The 23,048-nt window shown below is 53.9% G+C and carries 17 protein-coding genes and 1 other annotated feature; of the genes, 9 read left to right on the forward strand and 8 right to left on the reverse strand.

Translation table 11 applies throughout. From position 1 onward, the window contains the following. Positions 1-6: 6 nt before the first annotated feature. Complete coding sequence (locus NYE74_RS05895) at positions 7-687, reverse strand: GntR family transcriptional regulator (protein ID WP_036619058.1); 681 nt, start codon at positions 685-687, stop codon at positions 7-9. Between the two features lie 1,047 nt (positions 688-1,734). Next, positions 1,735-1,998: a binding site (T-box leader), on the forward strand. 115 nt (positions 1,999-2,113) lie between these two features. Here NYE74_RS05895 and asd point away from each other — a divergent pair. After that, positions 2,114-3,199, forward strand: a complete 1,086-nt coding sequence (gene asd, locus NYE74_RS05900; protein WP_124332410.1) for an aspartate-semialdehyde dehydrogenase — start codon at positions 2,114-2,116, stop codon at positions 3,197-3,199. 130 nt (positions 3,200-3,329) lie between these two features. Here the strand turns inward: asd and NYE74_RS05905 are convergent, their stop codons facing one another. The 3 genes from NYE74_RS05905 to NYE74_RS05915 all read right to left on the reverse strand — a co-directional run bounded on the left by NYE74_RS05905 (position 3,330) and on the right by NYE74_RS05915 (position 6,443). After that, entirely contained in the window at positions 3,330-4,160 is an 831-nt protein-coding gene (locus tag NYE74_RS05905) for a carbohydrate ABC transporter permease (protein ID WP_036619059.1), read from the reverse strand. Continuing rightward, positions 4,160-5,032 (reverse strand): carbohydrate ABC transporter permease, encoded by an 873-nt coding sequence (locus tag NYE74_RS05910; protein ID WP_036619060.1) that lies wholly within the window; start codon positions 5,030-5,032, stop codon positions 4,160-4,162. The genes NYE74_RS05905 and NYE74_RS05910 overlap by 1 nt, the downstream gene beginning before the upstream one ends. A 76-nt stretch (positions 5,033-5,108) precedes the next feature. Further along, positions 5,109-6,443 carry an ABC transporter substrate-binding protein gene (locus NYE74_RS05915; protein ID WP_036627372.1) on the reverse strand — a complete coding sequence of 445 codons (1,335 nt, stop codon included), beginning with the start codon at positions 6,441-6,443 and terminating at the stop codon, positions 5,109-5,111. A 216-nt stretch (positions 6,444-6,659) separates the two neighbouring features. On the opposite strand from NYE74_RS05915, the gene NYE74_RS05920 reads away from it, so the two are divergent. After that, entirely contained in the window at positions 6,660-8,417 is a 1,758-nt protein-coding gene (locus NYE74_RS05920) for a sensor histidine kinase (RefSeq protein ID WP_051985208.1), read from the forward strand. 21 nt (positions 8,418-8,438) lie between these two features. Beyond that, positions 8,439-9,956, forward strand: coding sequence for a response regulator (locus NYE74_RS05925; protein ID WP_036619062.1), 1,518 nt, complete (start codon positions 8,439-8,441; stop codon positions 9,954-9,956). Here NYE74_RS05925 and NYE74_RS05930 read toward each other — a convergent pair. The 3 genes from NYE74_RS05930 to NYE74_RS05940 form a co-directional block, all read right to left on the reverse strand. Then, the gene (locus NYE74_RS05930) at positions 9,923-10,945 is read right to left on the reverse strand and encodes an LLM class flavin-dependent oxidoreductase (RefSeq protein WP_341004634.1); all 1,023 of its coding nucleotides are present in this window, start codon (positions 10,943-10,945) and stop codon (positions 9,923-9,925) included. The two genes, NYE74_RS05925 and NYE74_RS05930, sit on opposite strands and share 34 nt — an antisense overlap. Positions 10,946-11,993: 1,048 nt before the next feature. Further along, positions 11,994-12,824: a carbohydrate ABC transporter permease gene (locus tag NYE74_RS05935; RefSeq protein ID WP_036619065.1), complete on the reverse strand. Its 831-nt coding sequence runs from the start codon at positions 12,822-12,824 to the stop codon at positions 11,994-11,996. Continuing rightward, positions 12,824-13,711 carry a carbohydrate ABC transporter permease gene (locus tag NYE74_RS05940; protein WP_036619066.1) on the reverse strand — a complete coding sequence of 296 codons (888 nt, stop codon included), beginning with the start codon at positions 13,709-13,711 and terminating at the stop codon, positions 12,824-12,826. Before NYE74_RS05940 ends, NYE74_RS05935 begins: the two co-directional genes overlap by 1 nt. 207 nt (positions 13,712-13,918) lie before the next feature. Here NYE74_RS05940 and NYE74_RS05945 point away from each other — a divergent pair, with 207 nt between their 5' ends. The 4 genes from NYE74_RS05945 (at position 13,919) to NYE74_RS05960 (ending at position 21,115) form a co-directional block, all read left to right on the forward strand. Next, positions 13,919-15,748, forward strand: a complete 1,830-nt coding sequence (locus NYE74_RS05945; protein WP_341004635.1) for a cache domain-containing sensor histidine kinase — start codon at positions 13,919-13,921, stop codon at positions 15,746-15,748. Continuing rightward, positions 15,741-17,390: a response regulator gene (locus NYE74_RS05950; protein WP_213509689.1), complete on the forward strand. Its 1,650-nt coding sequence runs from the start codon at positions 15,741-15,743 to the stop codon at positions 17,388-17,390. The genes NYE74_RS05945 and NYE74_RS05950 overlap by 8 nt, the downstream gene beginning before the upstream one ends. A gap of 146 nt (positions 17,391-17,536) precedes the next feature. Then, entirely contained in the window at positions 17,537-18,862 is a 1,326-nt protein-coding gene (locus tag NYE74_RS05955; RefSeq protein ID WP_036619070.1) for an ABC transporter substrate-binding protein, read from the forward strand. A gap of 153 nt (positions 18,863-19,015) precedes the next feature. Further along, the gene (locus NYE74_RS05960) at positions 19,016-21,115 is read left to right on the forward strand and encodes an alpha-galactosidase (protein WP_036619072.1); all 2,100 of its coding nucleotides are present in this window, start codon (positions 19,016-19,018) and stop codon (positions 21,113-21,115) included. 306 nt (positions 21,116-21,421) lie between these two features. On the opposite strand, the gene NYE74_RS05965 is transcribed toward NYE74_RS05960, so the two are convergent. Next, the gene (locus NYE74_RS05965; protein ID WP_036619073.1) at positions 21,422-21,853 is read right to left on the reverse strand and encodes an SgcJ/EcaC family oxidoreductase; all 432 of its coding nucleotides are present in this window, start codon (positions 21,851-21,853) and stop codon (positions 21,422-21,424) included. Positions 21,854-22,013: 160 nt separating this feature from the next. Between NYE74_RS05965 and NYE74_RS05970 the strand changes: the two genes are divergently transcribed. Both NYE74_RS05970 and NYE74_RS05975 read left to right on the forward strand, forming a co-directional pair. Further along, positions 22,014-22,502: a MarR family winged helix-turn-helix transcriptional regulator gene (locus tag NYE74_RS05970; RefSeq protein ID WP_036619075.1), complete on the forward strand. Its 489-nt coding sequence runs from the start codon at positions 22,014-22,016 to the stop codon at positions 22,500-22,502. A 96-nt stretch (positions 22,503-22,598) separates the two neighbouring features. Then, entirely contained in the window at positions 22,599-23,048 is a 450-nt protein-coding gene (locus NYE74_RS05975; protein ID WP_124332417.1) for an SRPBCC family protein, read from the forward strand.

Consider the following 23,048-nt stretch of genomic DNA (forward strand, 5'->3'; position numbering starts at 1 on the left):
CGCCATTTATTTTTTAAAATAATCCGGATACCTCTCCTGCAGGACAGGCAAATTGGCTATGCTCAAATTCAGATGTTCCTTCATCAATTGGTCGGCGCTTCCGGCGTTTTGGGCCAGAATCGCCTCGTACATCGCTTTGTGCTGGTCGTATAAATGTTCCCAATGCGGATCGGTGGTCAGCCAAAGGACGCGGGTACGGTTGAGGTGGGCGTTCATCTGCTGAATGACGTTCCAGGTGCCCAGCTTGCGGCAACCTCTGAACAGGATACGGTGGAACTCTTCGTCCAGTGCGAACATCGCGTGATTGTCGTGCCGCCGGATGCTGTCCTGCTGGCGGGCCAGATTGTCCGCGAGCGCGGTTAAGCCTTCCTCCGGGAACTGCTCGCAGGCCAGCCGGATCACGGCGCGCTCCAGCTGTTCCCGCATAAACCGCGCTTCCAGCACAAGCTCCGGGTCGATCAGCGACACGCGCGTGCCGCGCTGCGGCAAAACGACCACCAGCTCCTCCTGGGCCAGCCGGACAAAGCTTTCCCGGACAGGGGTGCGGCTGACGTTGAAAGCCGCGGCCATCTCTTTTTCGGAAAGCGCCGTCCCCGGCGGCAGTTCCAGCGTGACGATCCGCTCCTTCAATTGGCCGTACACCGCGTTCCCGGCCGATCCCGGCTGCGGGAGCCACATGTCGTTCATTTCATCACCTCCTGAAAGTTTTGTGTGAGATGCCGCATGAAACAACTTCGAGCAAAACTCGCATCGTAAGCGTGGGCTTAGTTTTTAAAGAGTAACTACCATACTTGTATGGTAGTGTGGTAAGCACTAATTTGCAAGAACATTTTTTTAATTATTAAATTTTTCTTTATGCGAAAATAGCTGCGTTTATTTTTAGCTCAACCTATAGACTCATCAAGTGTCAGCCACCACCAGCCAATTGCTGGAATGATGAGGACCGTTGGCCCTCAAAATAGCGGCACTTTATGTGCTTATTTTCCGGAGCCTAACGTGTTCAGCACCATTAGCGGCATTTTTTGTACTTATTTTCCTGTGAACGGTCCAGAACGCCAGTAATTTCCTTCCTACCAGGTAAAATTACGACATAAAATGCCGCTATTTCTCTCAAAGGGATGGATATCTCTGGAATAGCGACATTTTTTGCCCTTATTTTGGCTCAACCTAATAATCAGCGTTTGACAGGGAGGGCCGGTAAGCGATCGTGGCAAGAAATATCGGCAGATCAATATCCGCTGTCCGGACGCTTTGCACGATTATCCCATTTGATCCGGAAGCAGAGAGGAGGGGAAGTTCAGGAGAAGAAAATAGGTTTGGGAGCAGCAAACATGTTCGAGATCATTAGTTCGAGATCGTTAGACAGATTTGTGAGAAGGAGGTTTAGGTGAAGTGAAGCAGATCTGACGGGAGGAATGGGGTACGACACCGGGAAAAATGAAAGGACCGTGATTAGCCCCTACCCTCGCCCCCGGAACAAGAGGGATAATCGTGCAAAGCAGCATGCAGGGATACTAAGACACGAACGCTATCATAATTTATTTTGTCAAGCACTAATCTCGGTTGTTCCGGGCCCACCTGTGCGCGTCTATTTTGTGCGGATTTCGAGAATGAGGTTGCGGCCGCTCTGGGAATTTGTTCAATCCTGTTTACGTTCCGGCTAATATTTGATAATATAATTTCAACATTGAAATGCGACTTACGATTTTAAATACGTAATTGAATACGTAATAATGAAATGCGATGAAGAGAAGAGTAGATAGACGAGTTCTTTTCCAGAGAGCCCCGCTTGCTGAAAAGGGGTAAAGAGTTGTTTATTGAAGAAAGTCTCAGAGCACCGCATCGGAACCCGAACAGCGGGGGGTGGTGTGGCAGGGGCTCCTGTTACAGAGCTAGAGTATAAGCGTCGCCCGGGGCGATGCCGTACTCGAAGAGGCTGAAATGGCGACATTTCGGCGAATTTGGGGTGGTACCGCGAGCGTAAATCTCGTCCCTAAGACGGATCGTCTTGGGGGCGGGATTTTTTTGCGCGTATGGCCATACACCAACGCAGCCGGGTTGAATAGTTATTTATCAATATGTGAAAAAGACATGGGGAAAGGGTTGATACCGGATGACGCAAAAGTTGAAAGTGGGTATTGTCGGGGGAACGGGCATGGTCGGCCAGCGGTTTGTGCTGCTGCTGGACCAGCATCCTTGGTTTGAGGTGACCGCCATCGCGGCCAGTGCGAGTTCAGCGGGGAAAACGTATGAGGAATCCGTGCAAGGCCGGTGGAAAATGGCGACACCGATTCCGGAAGCCGTCAAAAATATCGTCGTGCAGGACGCTTCGAAAGTGAATGAAGTGGCCGATCAGGTCGATTTCATTTTTTGCGCGGTCGATATGAAAAAGAATGAAATTCAAGCGTTGGAAGAAGCGTACGCAAAAACCGGCACGCCCGTCATTTCCAACAATTCGGCCCATCGCTGGACCCCGGACGTTCCGATGGTCATCCCGGAAATCAACCCGGGGCATATCGAGGTGATCGAAGCGCAGCGCAAACGGCTGGGCACCAAAACCGGATTTATCGCCGTGAAGCCGAACTGCTCCATCCAGAGCTACGTACCGGCCATCCATCCGCTGCTGGACTTCAAGCCGACCCAAGTGGTCGTCTCCACGTACCAGGCGATTTCCGGGGCCGGCAAAAACTTTACCGATTGGCCGGAAATGCTGGACAACGTCATTCCTTACATCGGCGGCGAGGAAGAAAAAAGCGAGCAAGAGCCGCTGCGCATCTGGGGCAGCATCGAAGGCGGGGAAATCGTCAAGGCCAACGCGCCTTTGATTACGTCGCAATGCATCCGCGTTCCGGTGACGGACGGCCATCTGGCTACGGTGTTCATCTCCTTCGAGAACAAACCGTCGAAAGAAGAAGTCCTCGCCCGCTGGCGGCAATTCAAAGGCCGGCCGCAGGAGCTCGAATTGCCGAGCGCGCCGAAGCAGTTCATTACCTATTTTGAAGAAGAAAATCGGCCGCAAACGAAGCTGGATCGCGACATGGAACGCGGCATGGGCATTTCGGCGGGCCGCCTGCGCGAAGACTCCTTGTACGATTATAAATTCGTGGGGCTATCGCACAACACGCTGCGCGGCGCGGCGGGCGGCGCCGTGCTGATCGCCGAACTGCTGAAAGCGGAAGGGTACATTCAAGCGAAATAAAAGAGGCAGTTTAGCGTCTTAACAAGAACAAACAAACGGCAGGCCGGACTTCTACAGAAGTTGCTGGCCTGCCGCTTTTATATTAGAGGGGATGTTAGCACTTTATCCGGCAAAGGCAGGAAGCTTATCCTTATCCCTTCACCGCGCCGGCCGTGAGGCCGCTGACGATGTATTTTTGGCCGAATAAATAAAGGATGAATACCGGCAGCGAAGTCAGCACGAGGTTGGCGAAAATCAGGTTCCAGTCCCGGCTGTATTTGCCGTAGAAATTGTAAATCGATAAAGGCATCGTCCAGGTGGAACTGTCGGTCAGGAAATACACCGGAATCGTGATATCGTTCCACACGGACATAAACACCATGATGGCCACCGTCGCGTTCACCGGCAGGATCAATGGCGTGACAATCCGGAAGAACACGCCGAATACGCTCGATCCTTCGAGAAAAGCGACTTCATCCAGCGCTTTCGGAATCGTTTTGATGAACCCGCTGTACAGGAAGACGCTGAACGCCGTGTTGAGCGCGGCATAAATGAGAATCACGCTCGTGATGCTGCCGTAGAAGCCCATCCACTGCACGACCCGGATCGTCGTGATCACGGACATCGGCGCGATCAGCCCCATGAAGAAGTACATGTAAATCGTACCCGCGACTTTCGTCTCCCGGCGCGCCAGAATGAAGGAGGCCGCCGAGGAAGCGACGATGTTGATGATGGACGAGATCCCCGTAATCCAGACGCTGTTCAGGAACGCCCTGGACAGACCGCCTTCTTCAAATACCCGCACGTAGTTCGCGAACTGCCATTTCTCAGGCAGCTTCAGGGAAAAGCTGAGCACTTCGGCGCTCGTCTTAAACGAACCGAAGATCAAAATCAGCAGCGGCAATATAATCAGCAGCGAGGCCAGGATCAAGATGCCTTCGACGATATAGTTGCGTATGGCGAGTCTGCGCGTGTATCCCATTATTCTGCGACCTCCTTACGCCGCATGAAGATCAGCAGCGGAATGGCGATAATCGTCACGGCCACGAACAGCAGCGTGTTGACCGCGGTGCCGAGCCCCCAGTTGCCTTCGCCGAAGGCCCGCATAATAATCGTGCCGACGACCTGCGAGGCGTTGCCCGGGCCCCCGCCCGTCATGACGTACACTTCCGAAAACACTTTAAGTCCGCCGATCAACGTCAGCATCAGATTGATATTGATCGCCGGCAGCAGGAGCGGCAGCGTGATTTTAAAGAAGCTTTTCCAGGAGCTGGCCCCGTCGATTCTGGCCGCCTCGTAATATTCCTGGGAAATCGACTGCAGGCCGGCCAAATAAATGGCCATCTGAAAACCGGCGCTTTGCCAAATCGACACGGCGGCGATCGTCCAGATGACGAGCTGCGGATTGGTCAGCCAAGCCTGGCTGAGCGAGTGCAGTCCTATCGCTTCAAACATCTGATTGATCGTGCCTTCGGTGCGCAGCATCGGCGTAAACAGGATGCTGATGACGAGAATGCTGAGGATGGAAGGCGAATAAAAAAGCGCGCGCAGCAGGTTTTTCGTTTTCAAGCGCATGTTTAAAGCGACGGCAAGCAAAATGCCGATCACGTTTTTGCCGACGACGGTGACGACGGCGAAGATGACCGTATTTTTAAGCGCCAGGGTAAGCGTTTTGTCGGAGAAAATTTTGCTGAAATTTTCCCAGCCGATAAAGTGGATATCCAGCCGGTCCAGACGCCAGTCGGTAAAAGAATAGTAAAACCCTATCACCGCCGGGACCACGAAAAATACGGAGTAAATCAGGATGGCCGGTAAAATCAGATAATACGAGTATAGGTTTTTCATTGTTTTCATGTTCTCACACCCCCATCATAGCCTGGGGCAGCATAAAATCCGGAGATTTTATGCTGCCTTCTTACACCATCGTCCCTTAGAAACCGGGAACCTCTTTATCTTTCATCAGTTGGCTGAATTTTTCATCCCAGGCTTTAAGCACTTCTTCCGGCGTCAAGCCGCCCGCGAATTGGTCCTGCAGCAATCTGTACAGCTCGCTGCGGTCAACCAGCATGTAAGCGTCCGACGTCAGCACGGTTTTCTTTGGCGTAATGTAATTGTCGACGATTTCCTGCTTGTATTCCGGCAGCTCCGGCGTCGTGACGTCGCTGAGATTGGATACGTAGCCTTTGGAATCGACAATTTTTTGCGCCACTTCCTTCGAAGCCATGAAATCCAGGAACTTCTTCGCTTCCGCCATATGCGGGGCTTTCTTCGGAATGAACAGCTGGCCGCCGAGCGGGCTTGCGCCGAGGCTGGCGTCTTGAGAAGACGGGATCGGGAACACGCCCAGCCGCATGGAAGGGTCCTGCTGAGCCACCCCTTCGATCAGCCAATCGCCCATAAATATCATCGCGACTTCCTTGTTCAGGAATTTGCCGACCGCCATGTCGTAGCTGTCGCTGAGCACGTCGGCGTTGGTGTAGCCTTTTTTGTACACTTCGTACTGCTGCTGCAGGAACGTTTGGAATTCCGGAATATCCGACCATTTCCGCTTGTTGCTGTTCAGATCGTCGAAGAACGTCGGATCGTTTTTGGCCGCGAAATCGGCAAACGCGGCGGCCGGCCAGATGTTAGCGGCCCAATTGTCCTTGTATGGCATAAATACCGGCGTAATTCCGCTTGCCTTGATCTTTTCGCACACGGCCAGGAACTCGTCGAAGTTTTTCGGAATCGACAGGCCCAGGTCTTCAAAAATCTGCTTGTTGTACACGACCCCCTGCATGCCCGTGTCCTGGCTGACATGGAAACTGTAAAGATGGCCGTTGGCAGACAGCACGTCCTTGTTGACGATCCGGCCGGCCCATGGCTCGTTGTCGAGAATTTCGAAGTTCCGCTCCAGGTTGAGGTCGGTCGTGGCGCTCGCCAGGTTGTACTGGATAATGTCCGGCGTTTCCTCGACGGCCAATTTGGTCTGCAGCACCGTCGTCGTCTGCTCGGCAGGGATCAGCTGCAGGTTGACGTGAATGTTCGTTTTTTGCTCAAATTCGTCCAGCAAATCCTGTTGGATAAATGCCGAATCCTGCGAGCTTTTGGAAATGGCCAGCTCGATCGTTACTTTTTTGCCGCCGGCTCCGTTTCCGCCGTTCTCCCCGCCCGCCGCGCTGCCGGAGCCGCTGCCGCTGCCGCCCGAGCCGCAAGCCGCCAGTGAGATGGACAGCAAGCTGGCCAAGGCCAGGGCCGTTATTTTTTTCTTGCGGTTGCTGTTCATAAATGAATCCCCCCGTAAATCGTTTGTTTTGAATCCGTTTACAATCCGATTATAAATTTTGCCCGAGGCAAGGTACATGTCTGTACATGACAGTTGATGTGTAAAATCCTGAACTTGAAACCGTTGTCATTTTGCGAATGGCCGTGGTACAGTTAGGACGAGTCAAAGAGCATCACGAGCTGCGCCCTGGCGGATGGAGGAGGCGAACCGGCAGCCATGATCGTAAAAACCGTACCGCGCAAATATCAGTTCAGCCTGCAAACGAAGGTGTTCCTTACGTTTGTCGCCCTGCTTCTGTTTGTGCTCGGCTGCTTTACCGTATACGTCAATCTGATCGTAGTCAAGCCGCTGAAGGAGAAAACGGTCGGCGAAACGCGGATGACCGCGGCCAAAGTCAGCGAACAGGTCGATGCTTACATCGACGGTCAGAACCAGCTGTCGCAGCGTATATTGTCCAGCAAAGATATTTTTGCCCTTTTGGATAAAGACCCGGCGAACGGTGTCGAAATGTTAAATCGCACGCGAAAGCTTAGGGATACGATGTTTCAGGCGATCGGGCCGAGCATGGCCATCAAAGACATGATCATTTACGACAAACAGGGCAACCTGCTCGTTTCTTATATCGGCTCTCAGCGAAGTCCGCTTACTCTGGAAACCTATTTGGGAAAAAGCGGCAGGGGCGGGTGGTGGAGCGGCAGCGGATTTATGTTGACCCGCGAGGGTGACACGGTATCGTTTATCCGCGCGATCAACAACCAAAACGGCAAAGTGTTCGGTTATCTTTCCATTCAAATGGATCAGGCTTATATCGAAAAAATGACCGAAGGAATCGCCGGAGGAGACGTTTATATCCTTGACGGGCAAGGCGTGGAAATTACCCGCACCGGCCCGGATACGGACCATGCCGTACTGACCGGGGGGCTAACCGGAAATGGGGTTTACGCCGACAAATTCAATAACTACGTGGCCTATTCCCAGTCGCCAAAAACCGGCTGGACCACTTATATCGTGACGCCTAAAAAGGCCGTACTCGGCCCTGTCAATTCGGTCCAATACATTTCGATGCTGTTGATTACCTCGCTGATCGTGGTTTCGTTCGTCTATATTTTCTTGTCGACACGCAACTTGCTGCTGCCGATCCGCAAGCTCCGCAGCCAAATTTGGCGCATTAACTACAGCAATATGAAGGTCAAGGTTGACAGCCGGCCGCAAAACAACGAGCTGATCCTGCTGAACGAAGCTTTCCAGGACCTCATGGAGCGGCTGCAGGAATCGATCGAACGAGAGAAACTGGCCTTGCACGAAGAGGTCAAAGCGCGCAATTCCGCGCTCCAGGCCCAGATCGCCCCGCATTTCATCCATAATGTCCTTTATTTGATCAGCATCGCCGCCCAGGAGGGAAAAACGGAGGTCGTGTCCGATATGTGCAAGCATCTTTCGGACAGCCTGCGTTATATCGTGTCGTCGCCTTACGCCCATGTGACACTGGCCGATGAACTGGAGCATACGAGACACTACTTGTCTCTCGTTCAGCAAAAATATGAGGATGACTTGGAATGGGAAATCGAAGCGGACGAATTGTCCCGGGAAATCCAGCTGCCGCGGCTGGTTATTCAGCCTTTTGTAGAGAACTGCGTCGAGCATGCGTTCACGAACACGGATCCCCCATGGCGGATCAAAATTACGGTGAAGCAGTTTAACGGGCTGTGGGCCGTCGAAATCAAAGACAACGGGGACGGCTTTCCGCCGGACAAAATCCGCGAAATTTTGGACAACATTGAGCAGTCCGCTGCGGGCGTAAGCGAGATTCAGAACCACCGGTCGGCCATCGGAAACATGGGGATTGTCAACAGCGTGGGCCGGCTAAAGCTGATGTATCAGAATCGGCTGTTTTTCAATATTTTTAATCATTCGGACGGGGAAACGGGCGCTACGGTGCAAATCATCGGATCGCTGACGAAAGATTTCTATTGAGCATAACAGGAGGGACGGGCGATGTATAACGTGATGATCGTGGAGGACAGCAAGCCGATATTGCGGAACATAAAAACGCTGCTGGAATCTATGGATTTGCCGATCCGCATCGCGGCGACGGCGACCAACGGGGAAGAGGCGCTGAAGACGCTGCGGCGGGAACCGATCCATCTGCTGCTGACCGATATCCGGATGCCGAAAATGGACGGGCTCGCGTTGATCGAGCAGGCCAAGCTGATCAGTCCGCAGCTGAAATACGTGCTGATCAGCGGGTACAGCGATTTTGAATATACCCGCAAGGCGTTGAACCTTCAGGTATTTGACTATTTGCTGAAGCCGGTGGAGCGCGTGCAGCTGGCGGAAGTGATGGACCGGGCGATCGGGGAGTTGAACAAGCGGGCGCCCGGCGATGCGGCGATGTTAAAAGATATCGTGGCTCCCGGTTATGCTGCGGACTTGCGCTTGGATGACGAGTTTCATCATTATGCGAAGATGCTGCTGATCGTGCGCCGCCAGCCGTTTACGGCAGGGGAAGAACGTTGGACGCGGGAAGAGGTCCAGCTTTGCTTAACGGAGATTTTCGCCCCGCACCGCTGCTGGGTTTTCCCTGCGCAAACGCCGAAGCAGTTTCTTGTTCTGGTGAACAGGCCGGTGCTGGACATGTACTCCTCGGTTTATGAATGTCTGGAATCGGCCCGGCGCCATCTGCACGATTGTGGCATTGACGCGATGCTCGGAGGGCAGGTGCTGTCCCCCGAGCCGGAGAAGCTGCCCGAGCTGTACCATCGGGTGTCGTCCATCCTGAATGAGCGGCAGCGGATCATGAAAGGGGGAGTGCTGGATACGGGACTTCCCGTTCCTGATGCGAAGCAGGGGGAAGTCGGGATGGAGCCGCATGTGGCGTTCGGTTTCGCGGATATGATCCGCGGGCGCCGCAAGGAGCAGTTTGCGCTTAAACTGATGGAACAACTGGCCAAATGGGGAGAGGAGAACGTCCGGCTTGCGGATCTGGAGCGATTTGTCGGGCTGCTGGTCGATACGTTCGCTCATTTGTATGAGGAGCGGGGCACGGCCCTCCGGCTCGGCCTGGAGGTGAAAGCGAAGCAGCTGTTCGAGGCGGAGAGCTACGGCGATTTTGGCCGTGAGCTGCTGGAGTGGACCAGGCAGTGCTTCGATATGCTGCAAGCGCATAGCCGAAAAAGCGGCGAGGAACTGTTTGCGCAGATGGACGAATACGTGAAAATGAATATGTATTCCCAGCTGTCGGTGGTCGATATCGCGGCGAAATTTCATGTAAGCCCTTCCTATGTCAGCCGAGTGATCAAAAAATTTACCGGTGCCACATTCGTGCAGTACTATACGGGCCTGAAAATCAAAGAGGCCTGCAGGCTGATGGCCTGCAAGCCGGAAATGAAATTCAAGGAGCTGTCGGATCTGCTGTCGTTTACCGATCAACACTATTTCTCCAAAGTGTTTAAGGAGTACACGGGATACAGCCCGACGGATTATAAAGAGCAAATTTCCGCCAGCAGCTCATAGGAGCGCAAACGAGCCTGATGATCGTAGACTTGCGCGGCTACGATGATTTCGTCGGCATTCGTTTGCTCGAGGATCAGCTGCAGCTGATCGCGCACCGTGGACGGCGAGCCGATCGCGGAGCAGCTGAGCTGCCGCTCGATCAGCGCTTGCTCCTGCAGCGACCAGTCGAGGTGGTCGACCGGCGGGTTCAGCTTTCCGGTGCGGCGGCGGATCAGGTTGAGGAACTGCTGCTGCTGCGATGTCGCCAGCCGCCGCGCTTCTTCGTCGGTATCGGCCACGATCACGTTGACGCCGATCATCGCGTATGGCTCCGCCAGCGCTTCCGAGGCGCGGAAGTGGCCGCGGTACAAATCGAGCGCCGGGAGCATATAATCCGGCGCGAAATGGCTGGCGAAGGCAAACGGCAGACCGAGCTGGGCCGCCAGCTGCGCGCTGAAGCCGCTGGAGCCGAGCAGCCAGATCGGGATGTCCAGGCCTTCGCCGGGGATGGCCCGCACCGCCAGCGAGGAGCCGGGTGCGGGCCGGAAGTAATTCCGGAGCTCGGCGAGCCGCTCCGGGAAGTCCTGGCCGTCGCTGCCCGGACCGCGGCGCAGCGCCTGCGAGGTCGCCGGGTCGGAGCCTGGCGCCCGCCCCAGGCCGAGATCGATCCGCCCGGGATACAGCGACTCCAGCGTGCCGAACTGCTCCGCTACGACGAGCGGCGAATGGTTCGGCAGCATGACGCCGCCGGAGCCGACGCGGATCTTGGCCGTGCCGCCGGCGATATGGCCGATCGCGACCGCCGTCGCCGAGCTGGCGATGCCGGGCATGCTGTGGTGCTCGGCCAGCCAGTAGCGGTGATATCCCCAGTCTTCCGCGTGCCGGGCCAGATCAAGCGAGTTTCGCAGCGACTCGGCGGCCGTGCTGCCGACGGTGATCGGAGCGAGGTCCAGGATGGATACGGGAATATCGGATAAACGACCTTTCCGGTCATGAGATGAATTTGGCATGAAGCAGGTCTCCCTTCATTTTCGGATAACAAGCTTCGCATAAATGCTTTTGAGCGGAGCCTAATTTTTATTATAACGAATTTGAAGGAAAAGGGTACAAAAGCCCATACGGGAAGCGCATGAACGGTATCAGACTAGATTGGAAACGCAGTATTGGCGAACCTATAACAAAACGGCCGTAAGTTGGCAGGCTACTAGTTTGCTAGGTACTCTTCTCCTGAGCTGGCGTCGCATTGACGCTTACGCAAAATCCCCGGTACATTTGCGGGCGGGTATTACATTCTGCCGGAATTCTAACGGTTGCAGCAGGCACTATTTTACGAAAAAAGCCACCTTCTAAATTTTAACGGTTGTGAGCGCCGTTATTTGCTTTAATCTGAGCCCCAATAGCCGGTTTTCTGCCCAATAAGCGCATGGCAACCGTTAGAATTTGAAAACCGCCTTATTGGGGCAAATAGCGGCTGTGACAACCGTTAGAATGGGGAATGCTGTCACAGTAATGCTCTCCCTTCAACCCCCTTCATCAAATAGCGAAATAGCGGAAAATAATGCCTCTATCTTCTCTATCACGTGAGCAAACTGAAAAGTAGAGGAAAAAAATGTCGCTATATTCGGGCAGTGTGGCTGAATCAGTGGCTAATCAGGACCTTTTTGGAAAATAACGACATAAAATACCTCTATTTCATAACGGGAACTAGAGATTCTCAACATAACGTCCTAAATTACCGCTATTTTTCGCAAGCCCCGGAAGGGAGTCCGGGGAAGGAACCGGCAAGGACCGCATAAAGAGGCAAGTTGCCGCAATGATCATGATGGCGGAGCGATGACAGCCCCGTCCAGCCCCCGACCAGCACACATCCAGCTTACATCCAGCTTACATCCAGCTTACATCCAGCACACATCCAGCACACATCCAGCTTATATCCAGCCTCGTCCAGCACACATCCAGCCCACGCCGAGCCCCCGTCCAGTTCACATCTACTCACATCCAGCCCCCAACCCAACAAACCCCCGGAGCATCCGCTCCGGGGGTTCTTATAAACCACTTTCAGCCCTTCACCGCGCCGGCGACCACGCCTTTGACGATGTATTTTTGCAGGAAGATGAACACGATGATCGAAGGCAGCACGGCCATCACCATGGCGGTCATCGCGTACTGCCAGTCGGAGGTGTATTGTCCGACGAAGGTGTACGCGGCCAGGGTCAGCGTTTTGGTCGTCGGCGAGCCATTGACCATGAGCAGCGGGAGCAGGAAGTCGTTCCAGATCCACATCACGTCGATGATGATGATCGTAGTCGTAACCGACTTCAGCAGCGGGAAGATCACGCTGAAGAACAGCCGGAAGCCGGAGGCGCCGTCGATCGTGGCGCTTTCGTCGATTTCCTTCGGAATCCCTTTCACGAAGCCGTGGTAGATGAACAGGGCGAGCGGAGCGCCGAAACCCCAGTACAAAATGCCCAGCCCCCAGGTGCTGTCGGAAAGGTGAAAGTTTTTGGCCATTTGCAGCACCGTCAGCATGATCGACTGGAACGGTATCAGCATCGGCATGATGCAGAGCATATAGATGATCGAACTGGCTTTCGATTTCGTGCGGGCCAGCTTGTAAGCGGCGATGGAGGAGATCAGGATGATCCCGGCCAGGCCGAGAATCGTAATGACCGCATTGTTCAGAAACAGCCGCGGGTAGTTGATGAATTCCCACACGTAGCTGTAGTTCTCAAAAGCAAGCCGTTTCGGCAAAGCGATTACGTCGGTCATGACCTCCTGGAAGCTTTTCAGCGAATTGATGATGGTCAGGAACAACGGATACAGGAACAAAATGGACAGGAGGACCATAACGATTTCCAGGACAAAACGCCCCGCTCTGTTTTTAGTCATTATGCCTCAACCTCCCTGCGTTTGAAGAGCGTTAATTGAATAATGGTGATGATCAGCACCGCCACGAACAAAATCAGCGCCTTGGCCGTGCCGTAACCGTACAGATTGTTCTGGAACGTATCGCGGTAGATGTCGTAAGCGACGCTGTATGTGGTGCCGCCGGGTCCGCCGCCGGTCAGCGACAGGATCACGTCAAATACCTTGATCGAGTTGGTCAGCGCCATAAACACGGAAATGGTGATCGACGGCGCGAGCAGCGGCAGCGTGACGTTGAAGAACCGGCGGACCGGTCCGGCCCCGTCGACGGTGGCCGCCTCCTTCAAATCGTCTGGAACCGATTGCAAACCGGCGATGTAGATAACCATGTAGAAGCCGATCGATTGCCAGATCGAGACGAACAGCACGGAGATAAAGGCTAGTCCGGGTTCACCCAGCCAGCTTAGCGCGAATACCCCCCAACCGGTGCTTTGCCCCAGCGATTCGAAACCTTGCATGAAAATGAACTTCCAGATAAACCCTACGATTACCAAGCTAAGAATGTAAGGAATAAAGAAGGCCGCTCTCAGCCAGTTGGTCGATTTCAGCTTCATGTCCAGCACGAGCGCCAGCAAAATCGCCAGCACATTGATCAAAACGATGTAAAGAATCATGTATTTGACCGTAAACCAGGCGGCGTGCGTAAAGTTGGCGTCGCCCATGAAGATCTGTTTGAAGTTATCGAGTCCGATAAATTTAGGGTGCTTCGAAATCCCGTTCCATTTGGTCAGGGAGTAGCGAATGGTCATAATAAACGGATAGTAGAACACAGCGATGACCGAAATAAGGATCGGCAGCGTAAATATTCCGAACTCCAGCTTCTCGGCGCGTTTTCTCCCAAGTTTCAACATAATGCACCTCTTTTTCGCAACGATAGTTTATATAAGGTGATTCGGCTATAATGATTATAAATCAACCGTTTTCACGCCAAAATGGATTTAAGAAAACAGTTAAGGGTAAAAACGTGAACTGGCGTTAAGCGCGGGTCATGACTTATATTTTGAACTAGGGAATAGAACGGGACAGGCAACTTACACAGTCATAGAAATGAGGGCAATATGTTCAGCCGACTGAAACGTTTGACATTGTCGCTTAAAGACCGGGTTTCGCGCCGATTGGTCAATAAGCTTATTTTGCTGTTTACGACGATTATTATTCTTGTGGTAGGCTCGCTGACCGTCATCTCCTATCAAATGCTCGAAAAAGAATCGGTCGATCACAGCATCGCCAGCACGACCAACAATTTGAAGCTGGTGAACCAGAACCTCGAGGATTATTTGTCCGGCATCGAGCAGTTGTCCCTGCCGCAAATCCGCTATGACGAGATCATCCGGGCGATTAAGCTGGAGGAAAACGATTATTCGTCCAAAATGTATCTGGAAAATTATTTGCGGAGCCTGTTCTACTCGCGGGACGATCTGGAAAGCATTTATTTCTACCTCATCGATCAGAAGAAATATTATTCGATCACCCGCGAAGCCTATAACATTACGGTGCGCGTCAGCTACCAGGAGGGGATTCCCGACCAGCCGTGGTACAAGCAGGCCATGGAGAGCCCGCACAACCGTTCGTTTCAATCGTTTATCGTTCCCGGGGCCAAGTCGGGGTACAACATGAGCAAGGAGCCCAGCTTCATGGGATATCACCGCGTGCTGCGCTCGCTCGTTTCCCGCGACCCGAAAGCGGTTATTTCCTTCTATATAAAGCCGGCCGGCAAGGACGAAATTTTGCGGGATATCCCGTTTGAAGAAGGGGAGCATCTTTTGTACCTCGATGCCGACAACGTGCCGTTTCACGTCGACGATCCGGAGTTTCTGAAGCAGGTGGAGAACGCCCCCTGGCTCAGGCAGATCGGCAAGGACGGCGGCATGCGGCCATTAACCTGGACGAGCGAGGACGGCACCAAGTATCTGATTGTATACAACGTGCTCCCGGACGAAGGCTGGAAATTGGTCAAGCCGATTCCTTACCGCAACATTTACGCCGCGGCGACGACGACGAGGGATTTGAGCTATCTCATCGGGGGCATTTTTTTGCTCATTTCGGTCGTTCTGGTTACGCTCCTTTCGAGTGCGATCACGAGACCGCTGAAAGACTTGTCCTATGGGATGAGACGTTTCAGCGAAGGCACGTTCGACGCGGAAATCCCGGTCAAGGGCAGGGATGAAATCGCCTATTTGTCCAGGCATTTCAACCGGATGGTGCGGCGGACCAACGATTTGATCAATGAGCGTTACAAGATGAAACTGGTGGAGAAAAACGCGATTTTGAAAGCGTTAGAGGCGGAAATCAACCCGCATTTTCTGTACAATGCCCTCCAGGCGATCTCGACCAAAGCGCTGAAAAGCGGGGACGACGAGGTCGCCGATATGGTGGATGCCTTGGCCTTGACGCTCAGATACTGCATAAGCGGAAAAGATATCGTAAACGCTAGGGAAGAACTTAAACATATCGATCGTTATCTGGCGCTGCAAAAAGCTAGATTCGGCAGCCGCCTTCAGGTGACGATCGAATGGGACGAATCGCTGATGGAGCTGCAGATCCCTAAGCTGTCCATTCAATCCCTGGTGGAGAATTCGATCAAGCATGCCCTGGAAAAGGTGTCGAGCGCCATTACGATTGTGATTCGGGCGGAACTGGCCGATACGCATGCGATAATTTCCGTGCAGGATAACGGACCGGGGATTTCCCTGGAAAGGCTGGAGGAAATCCTCAAATCGTTTCACGTCGAATGGGAGGACCAGGAGGGTGACAACATCGGACTCAAAAACCTGTACACGCGCCTCAGGCTGCTTTATGGCGAAGACGCCGATCTGGTGGTCCGCAGCGGCGATGGCGGCGCGGAAATGCGAATGATGATACCGCGGGGAGGCAGCAGCCATGTATAAAGTGTTGATCATTGACGATGAAGAACCGCTCCGTGAGGCGATCCGGATTTTAGGGGATTGGGAAGGCCTTGAGGTTGACGAAGTGCTGGAAGCGACGGATGGCAAAACCGGACTGGCCATGCTGGAGCGGCACAAGCCCGACCTGGCGATGGTCGATATGAAAATGCCCGAGCTGAACGGCGTCGAGTTCTTAAAAATCGTGGAGCGCGATTACCCGGAGCTGCTGACGATCGTGATTAGCGGTTATAACGATTTTGAGTTCACCCGTCAGGCGATTCACTCCAGGGTATTGGACTATTTGCTCAAGCCGATTAACCGGCATGATCTCAACCAGGCGCTCCGCAAAGGCATCGATTTGCTAAACGCCAAGCGGCAGATGCAAACCGAATCGATTACCCGCAACATTGCGTTTAATATGTCGCTGCCGAAGCTGAAGGAGAAAATTTATCTATCGATCATTGAACGAAGCTTCAAACAACATAGCAACCGGGCGTTCCTGCCGCTGATCGGGGCGGACGATCCCCTGAACCGTTTCGGCGCGCTGGTGCTGCGGATCATGAATATGGAAGCCATCAGGGACAGCCGGTTCAACAGCGATACCGAGCTGCTTTATTTTGCGGTGGCCAATGTGGTGAGCGACGTGGGCGGGGGCGACATGCTCTGCTTCAGCTTTGCCAATCCGAAGCAGGAGCGCGAGATTATTGCGGTGTATACCGCGGGGGGCGGTTATCCCGAAGAAGTCGCTTTCCGCGCGGAAAAAATGATGCGCAAGATCATCAATACCCTAAGCGAGCTGTTTGGTTTACAGGTAGCGGGAGGGATCGGCCCTTCGAGCCCAAACATCATGGAACTGGCCGATTCCTATGAGACGGCGGTCAGTTCGATCCTGGCCATCGACCTATTAAAGCTGAAGGGAATGGCCGTGATCGGCGACAAGGGGAGAGCTGCCGCGAAGAATATCTACTCTTTCACCGGCCGGATGCCGCTCCTTCGCGGGGCGCTGGAAGCCGGCAATCTCCATCATGCCAAATCGGTCATGGGGGATTTTGCCAAGAAGATCAAAGCTGCGGACGCGTTCAGCATCGGGGCGGCCGACCGGACGCTGCGCGAGATCGTCGTCCTCTTAAGCGACATGGCCCTGGATCTTGGCGTGCCGGGGGACGCGCTGCCGCGTTCCGGCGATGAAAGGGCGCTGCGCGCGCTGGGGCTGCGGACCGATTTTGCCGGCTTCGACGAATACGAAGAAGTGCTCCTGCGGCTGACGGAGTACTATCACGAACAAATCCGCCGCTTGCTGGCGGCCAACCGGCCGTTTCAGGTCGACGACATCAAGGAGTACATCGACAATCATTATTTTGAAGACATTAAAATTTCCATGTTCACCGAAAAATACTTCTTAAGCCGCGAGTATTTAATGAAGCTGTTCAAACAGCAGTACGGGTACGGCATCCACGAATACGTGCAAAAGGTCCGCATGGACAAGGCCAAGGAGCTGCTGGACGATCCTTCCCTGAAAATCCAGGAGATTTCCGAAATGCTCGGCTACAAGGACAAAAATTATTTCAGCAAAGCGTTCCGCAATTACTGCGGGTTATCGCCGACGGAATACCGGTCGAAAGAGGAGGAAGGGGTCAAAAAGTGAACTGGACGATCACTCCACTTTTTTACCCTTAAGTCACCACTTATCTACATTTTTATCGCTGCACCTTTTCTTTAGAATAAGGAACATAGAAAGCGTGAAACTGCTTTCAAAGAATGAACAACGACAAGAAAGTGGGGGCGTTACGAATGAAGAAGAAAATCTTGGCCCTGTCGTTCAGCCTTGTGCTGCTCATGGGTCTGCTGTCCGCTTGCGGTGGCGGCGGAAACAATGCCGCGGGGGGCGGAACGAATGGCGCGGGTGCAGGGAACGGCGGCACAACGGATGATTCCAAACCGGTCACGATCAACATGTTTACGGCTTCTCCGGAATATACCGACGCTTTTAACGCCTATATCGCTGAATACAAAAAAGTGAAGCCCAACGTTACGATCAACCTGGAAATCATGCAGTCCGACTATAATACGGTGTTGAAATCGAGAATCGCCGCAGGCAGCACGCCGGACGTATTCCAAACGACAGCCGGCGGAGATATCGACACGTTTGCCGAATACAGCGCCGATTTGACGGATCAGCCGCTGGCGGCAGCGATGACGGACGCCGTTCGCGCCAACATGACCTCTTCCGACGGGAAAGTGCTGGGCCTTCCGGTTAAAGGCAATCTGTTCTCGCTGATCTACAACAAAGATCTGTTTGAACAAGCCGGCATCACAACCTTCCCGAAAACGACGGCCGAACTGGACGACGCTATCGCGAAGCTGGAAGCCAAAGGCATCAAGCCGTTTGCCAACGCCTATAAAGAATGGTGGGTATGGAAACACGTATTCCAGCATTTCGTCAACGCGGCGGCTCAAGACAAGGGCGTAACGTCGAAGGACCTGGTGAACAGCTTTATCGCCGGCGACGCCAAAATCAAGGATTATCCGGTGCTTTACAACAACTTCTTTGACTTCGTTGACAAAACGGTTAAACATGGCACCGACAAACCGCTGGAACGCGACAGCAACGCGCAAATCAGCGACTTCGCCACCGGCAAGGCGGCGATCATGGTAGGTAAAGGCGCATGGGACGAAGAAGCGATCAAGAAAATCAGCCCGGACATTAAAATCGGGATCGCCGGATATCCGGTCAGCGACAAACCGGAGCAAGCCACGATCATCACCGGCGCCGACCAGGCGCTGCGGATCAACAAGGATTCCGCCGTCGTCAACGAAACGATCGAATTCTTCAATTGGCTGTATACTTCCGATTACGGCAAGAGCTGGTTCTCCAACGTAGCGAAGGTCATTCCGCCGATCAAGGACGCTCCGCTTCCGGAGCTGGATATGCCGAAGCAAATGAACGAAATTTTGCAATCCGAACCTTCGGGCGATCTGGCGATTAACTACTCGCTGGATACGTTCCACCAAAAATTCGGTGAAATCATGCAAGCTTACATCGGCGGCAGCAAAACGAAGGACCAAGCCGTGACCGAAATCGAACAAGCATGGGTTCAACTGGGCTCCGCCCAATAAACCGGCAAAATTAATGAACCCATCCTTTTTAACTCAGCACCCCGGGTGGTGCTGAGTTAAATTTTTGCAGAGGATAATGCTCCGGGTTCACGAAATCAATCAACAAGGGTCTGCAAGTTCAGCGATTTTTTAATAGGGAGGCTGCTTATTCTTATGTCCCAACTTATTCATGTTCAGGAAAACGGACTTCACCTGGTGCTGGAGGTTACGCCGGAGCAAGATGTGCGGCTGTTTCACTTTGGTACGGGCGAGCTGCGGGAAGGCGCGATTTCAAACGGGCAAAAGCCGGGCTTCCGGCTGATGGAGCTGCAGCTGACGGGCGAGGACCGCGCGGAATATCACGGGCGGACGCACCGGGCCACGTTCCCGGGGCTGCGCATGCGCTACGAGGCTCATGCCGATATACGCAATAAGGCCGGCCGCAAGCTGGAGATCGTGCTGCGCGATCCGGACACGTCGCTGCGGGCGGTGCAGCATTTTCAATTCTACGACGGTCTTCAGACTGTCAAGGCTTGGGTAACGCTGAGCAACGAGGGAACGGAAGAGTTGGGCGTAGAATACGTTTCCTCCTTCGCCTTAACCGGTCTCGATAAGGAAGGCGCGCTTGACCGCGACGACAAAATGGCGCTGTACATTCCGCACAGCGGCTGGCAAAGCGAGCTGCAGTGGCGCACGTACAGCCTGCCGGAGCTGGGTATGTCGCATTTGACGGACCGCAGCTCCAAGCGGGTTTCCTGCAGCAATACCGGTTCGTGGTCGGCTGCGGAGCATATCCCGATGGCCGTGCTGGAGAACCGGGAAGCCGGAAGCAGCCTGTTTTGGCAGATCGAGCATAACGGCTCCTGGCATTGGGAGATCATCGATCAGAACGACTTCCTCACCCTTCTCCTGAGCGGGCCGACGGAACACGATAATCATTGGTGGATTTCGCTCGCGCCGGGCGAGGAGTTCGTCAGCGTCCCCGTCGCGGTGGGCGCCGCGCTCGGCGGGTTCGAAGAGGCGATCGGGCAGCTGACCGCGTACCGCCGCCGGATTCGCCGCCCGAACGCGGACAACCGCGATTTGCGGATAATTTTCAACGATTACATGAACTGTCTCTGGGGTTCGCCGACGACGGCCAAGCTATTGCCGCTCATCGACGCCGCGGCCGAAGCAGGCTGCGAGTATTTCTGCATCGATGCCGGCTGGTATGCGGCGGGCGAATGGTGGGACGGCGTGGGCGAATGGATGCCGTCGCCGGAACGGTTCCCGGAAGGCATCAAATACGTGCTCGATTACATTCGCGGCAAAGGGATGGTTCCGGGGCTGTGGCTTGAACTGGAGGTGATGGGCATCAACAGTCCGAAGCTGGCCGGCACCGATGACAGCTGGTTTTTCATGCGCCACGGGCGGAGAGTCAAGGACCGCAGCCGCTATCAGCTCGATTACCGGAACCCGCGGGTGGTCGCCCATGCGAACGAAGTGATCCGCCGCCTGGTGGAGGATTACGGGGTAGGCTATATCAAGATGGACTATAACATCAACGCCGGGATCGGCACGGAGACGGACGCGGACAGCTTCGGCGACGGCCTGCTTCAGCACAACCGCGCTTATCTGGCTTGGCTGGACGGTATTTTTGCCCGGTACCCGGACCTCGTGATCGAAAACTGCTCAAGCGGCGGGATGCGAATGGACTATGCGATGCTCAGCCGCCACAGCATTCAGTCGACGAGCGATCAGGAAAACTACGTCAATTACGCGGCCATTGCCGCCGCTTCGCCTTCGGCGCTGACGCCGGAGCAGTCGGCGATCTGGTCCTACCCGCTGCGGGAAGGCGACGATGAAGAGGTCGTGTTCAACATGGTGAACGCGCTGCTGCTGCGGGTCCACCAAAGCGGGCATCTGGCCGAGCTGAGTCCGCGCCGGCGGGAGCTTGTGAAGGAAGCGCTGGATTACTACAAAACGATCCGCAAGGACATTCCGGAGGCGCTGCCGTTCTGGCCGCTTGGGCTGCCGAAGCAGCAGGACGAGTGGATCAGCCTGGGGCTGCGCCGCGGCGGCTCGGTTTATTTGGCCGTGTGGCGGATTGGCGGAGCTTCGCCGACCCGGACGCTTCCGCTTCCGGCGCTGCGGGGCGAGCAGCTTGACATCCGCTGCGCTTACCCGCAAGGGTTCGACTGCTCGTGGAGCTGGGACGCCGAGCGGGGCGAACTGCAAGTGACCTTGGCGAGTGTGAAATCGGCGCGCCTGTTTGAAATTCACCCGAAACGATAGACCTAAGGATTATGTGTAACAGAAACGAAGAAAATTGATCCGCAGAAACAGAACCGAAGTCGTGTTCAGGCAGGCCTTTTGAGACTGGTTGAATACTAGCAACACAGCGCCGGAAAACCGGCGCTGTGTTGCTTTTTGACATTATAGCTAGAATTTATAAAATTAAATATCCGGGAAATGGGCGGATAAGGTCGCTGGTGTCCGTTAGAGCAGCGCCCAAAGTTTAAGAAGAGCCCTCCTATTCGCTCCCAAGTAAAAGTCAGAGCCGCTAAAGGACGCCGTTAGGCGTTTTTCTTATTTGCTTTATCATGAACGCGGTCCTGACGGCATCTCCTGGATGCGGCAATTATGGAAGGCGGCAATGAGCCATTTATCAGCCTGTCTAACGATAACATTCGTATTGATGGAGCCTCTGTCGTTAGGATCCTGTTCGGGATCGCCCAGCTTAACTTCCCCGATCCCGTGGACAACGGCGACATCCGGCGTAATATAACGAGGTTGAAGATCGGATGTAAAGTTGGATTCCATTTTTGACCCGCGAAGCGGACCGTTAAACAACCAATGGTGAACTTCGGCAATTTGCTTTCTGCCTTTTATATGCTGGCCTATAAAAGTAACATAATCGGCGTCTTCCGTGAAGCATTCCCCGTATGCGGTCCCGTCGCCGTCGTTCCACGCCTCGTTAAGCGCTGTAAAGAGTTCTCTGATTGCGTCTAGGTCTTTTTCCCGATTTTCCATACTTGATCCTGTCCTTTCCATTAAGGTTTGATCATCGATTGGTTAAACTTTGGAGCTGTGATATACTGTTGCCGAATAAAATCTTAACCATGATGAAATCTTAATTAAATAATTATCTTAATTAATCAAGATAAATTAATCATATATAGGAGGTTTCTTTATGTCAAGCGATAATTATCGGCCATGGCCGAACCTGACGCCGCTGCAACAGGAAATTGTTCTGGAATTGCGCGAAAACGGGACCCGGGCCGTGATGCTGCATCAGACGATTTCTGAAAAGATCGGCTTGAATGCGACCGATCACAAATGCCTGGATTATTTGCTGAAAGCCGGCCCTGTAACCGCAGGGCGTCTGGCCGAATTAACGGGGTTGACCACCGGAGCGGTTACAAGTGTAATCGATCGCCTGGAGCAAGCGGGATTTGCGACCAGAGACAAAGACCCGAACGACCGGAGAAAGGTGCTGGTCAAAGCCGTTTCCGAAAAATCGGAGCTGATTTCGTCTCTGTTCGATTCCGCGCTAAAGGCCACTCAGGAACTGGTAACTCGTTATAATGAACAGGAAAGCCGGATCATTCTTGATTTCCTTAAGCAATGCAACGCCATGACATTAGAAGAAATGGACAAATTAAAACAGAACAGCTTATAGTAACTCCGCAGTATTGACATGAAACCAAACGGTTGCTTAAAATGATATTGAGAAACCTTTTGGTTTCATAAAACAAATCGCGAAAGGACGAACATCATGGATCAAACCAACAACCCGCATCATCAAACCGGCGGAAGCGGAGCACTGCCGGATATCCGCCATACAATTATGCTGAACGCGCCGATCTCCCGGGTATGGGAGGCGGTGGCCACCTCGGAAGGGATTGCCGCCTGGTTTATGCCCAACGATTTTCAGCCGGTCGAAGGCTTCGAGTTCCATCTTAACGCCGGGCCTTTCGGCAACTCGCCCTGCAAAGTAACGCTGGTGGATCCGCCGCATCGCCTGTCGTTTAACTGGGGCAAGGACTGGACGCTGACGTTTGAACTGAAGGAGCAGGGCGATCGGACGGAATTCACCCTGATCCACGGCGGCTGGAGCGCGGAACAAGTGACCGAATTCGGCGAAGCCCACGGGCTGGTGCGCGGCCGGATGGACCAAGGCTGGGCCGGACTGGTTCAGAAGCTGGCCGCTTACGTCGGAGCGTAA

Source organism: Paenibacillus sp. FSL P4-0127 (assembly GCF_038007325.1).
Lineage (GTDB): Bacteria > Bacillota > Bacilli > Paenibacillales > Paenibacillaceae > Fontibacillus > Fontibacillus macerans.

Excerpts from the sequence above, each read along its gene's own strand:
- NYE74_RS05895 (WP_036619058.1), bottom strand. The coding sequence starts at position 687 with ATGAACGACATGTGGCTCCCGCAGCCGGGATCGGCCGGGAACGCGGTG.
- asd (WP_124332410.1), top strand. The coding sequence starts at position 2,114 with ATGACGCAAAAGTTGAAAGTGGGTATTGTCGGGGGAACGGGCATGGTC.
- NYE74_RS05905 (WP_036619059.1), bottom strand. The coding sequence starts at position 4,160 with ATGGGATACACGCGCAGACTCGCCATACGCAACTATATCGTCGAAGGC.
- NYE74_RS05910 (WP_036619060.1), bottom strand. The coding sequence starts at position 5,032 with ATGAAAACAATGAAAAACCTATACTCGTATTATCTGATTTTACCGGCC.
- NYE74_RS05915 (WP_036627372.1), bottom strand. The coding sequence starts at position 6,443 with ATGAACAGCAACCGCAAGAAAAAAATAACGGCCCTGGCCTTGGCCAGC.
- NYE74_RS05920 (WP_051985208.1), top strand. The coding sequence starts at position 6,660 with ATGATCGTAAAAACCGTACCGCGCAAATATCAGTTCAGCCTGCAAACG.
- NYE74_RS05925 (WP_036619062.1), top strand. The coding sequence starts at position 8,439 with ATGTATAACGTGATGATCGTGGAGGACAGCAAGCCGATATTGCGGAAC.
- NYE74_RS05930 (WP_341004634.1), bottom strand. The coding sequence starts at position 10,945 with ATGCCAAATTCATCTCATGACCGGAAAGGTCGTTTATCCGATATTCCC.
- NYE74_RS05935 (WP_036619065.1), bottom strand. The coding sequence starts at position 12,824 with ATGACTAAAAACAGAGCGGGGCGTTTTGTCCTGGAAATCGTTATGGTC.
- NYE74_RS05940 (WP_036619066.1), bottom strand. The coding sequence starts at position 13,711 with ATGTTGAAACTTGGGAGAAAACGCGCCGAGAAGCTGGAGTTCGGAATA.
- NYE74_RS05945 (WP_341004635.1), top strand. The coding sequence starts at position 13,919 with ATGTTCAGCCGACTGAAACGTTTGACATTGTCGCTTAAAGACCGGGTT.
- NYE74_RS05950 (WP_213509689.1), top strand. The coding sequence starts at position 15,741 with ATGTATAAAGTGTTGATCATTGACGATGAAGAACCGCTCCGTGAGGCG.
- NYE74_RS05955 (WP_036619070.1), top strand. The coding sequence starts at position 17,537 with ATGAAGAAGAAAATCTTGGCCCTGTCGTTCAGCCTTGTGCTGCTCATG.
- NYE74_RS05960 (WP_036619072.1), top strand. The coding sequence starts at position 19,016 with ATGTCCCAACTTATTCATGTTCAGGAAAACGGACTTCACCTGGTGCTG.
- NYE74_RS05965 (WP_036619073.1), bottom strand. The coding sequence starts at position 21,853 with ATGGAAAATCGGGAAAAAGACCTAGACGCAATCAGAGAACTCTTTACA.
- NYE74_RS05970 (WP_036619075.1), top strand. The coding sequence starts at position 22,014 with ATGTCAAGCGATAATTATCGGCCATGGCCGAACCTGACGCCGCTGCAA.
- NYE74_RS05975 (WP_124332417.1), top strand. The coding sequence starts at position 22,599 with ATGGATCAAACCAACAACCCGCATCATCAAACCGGCGGAAGCGGAGCA.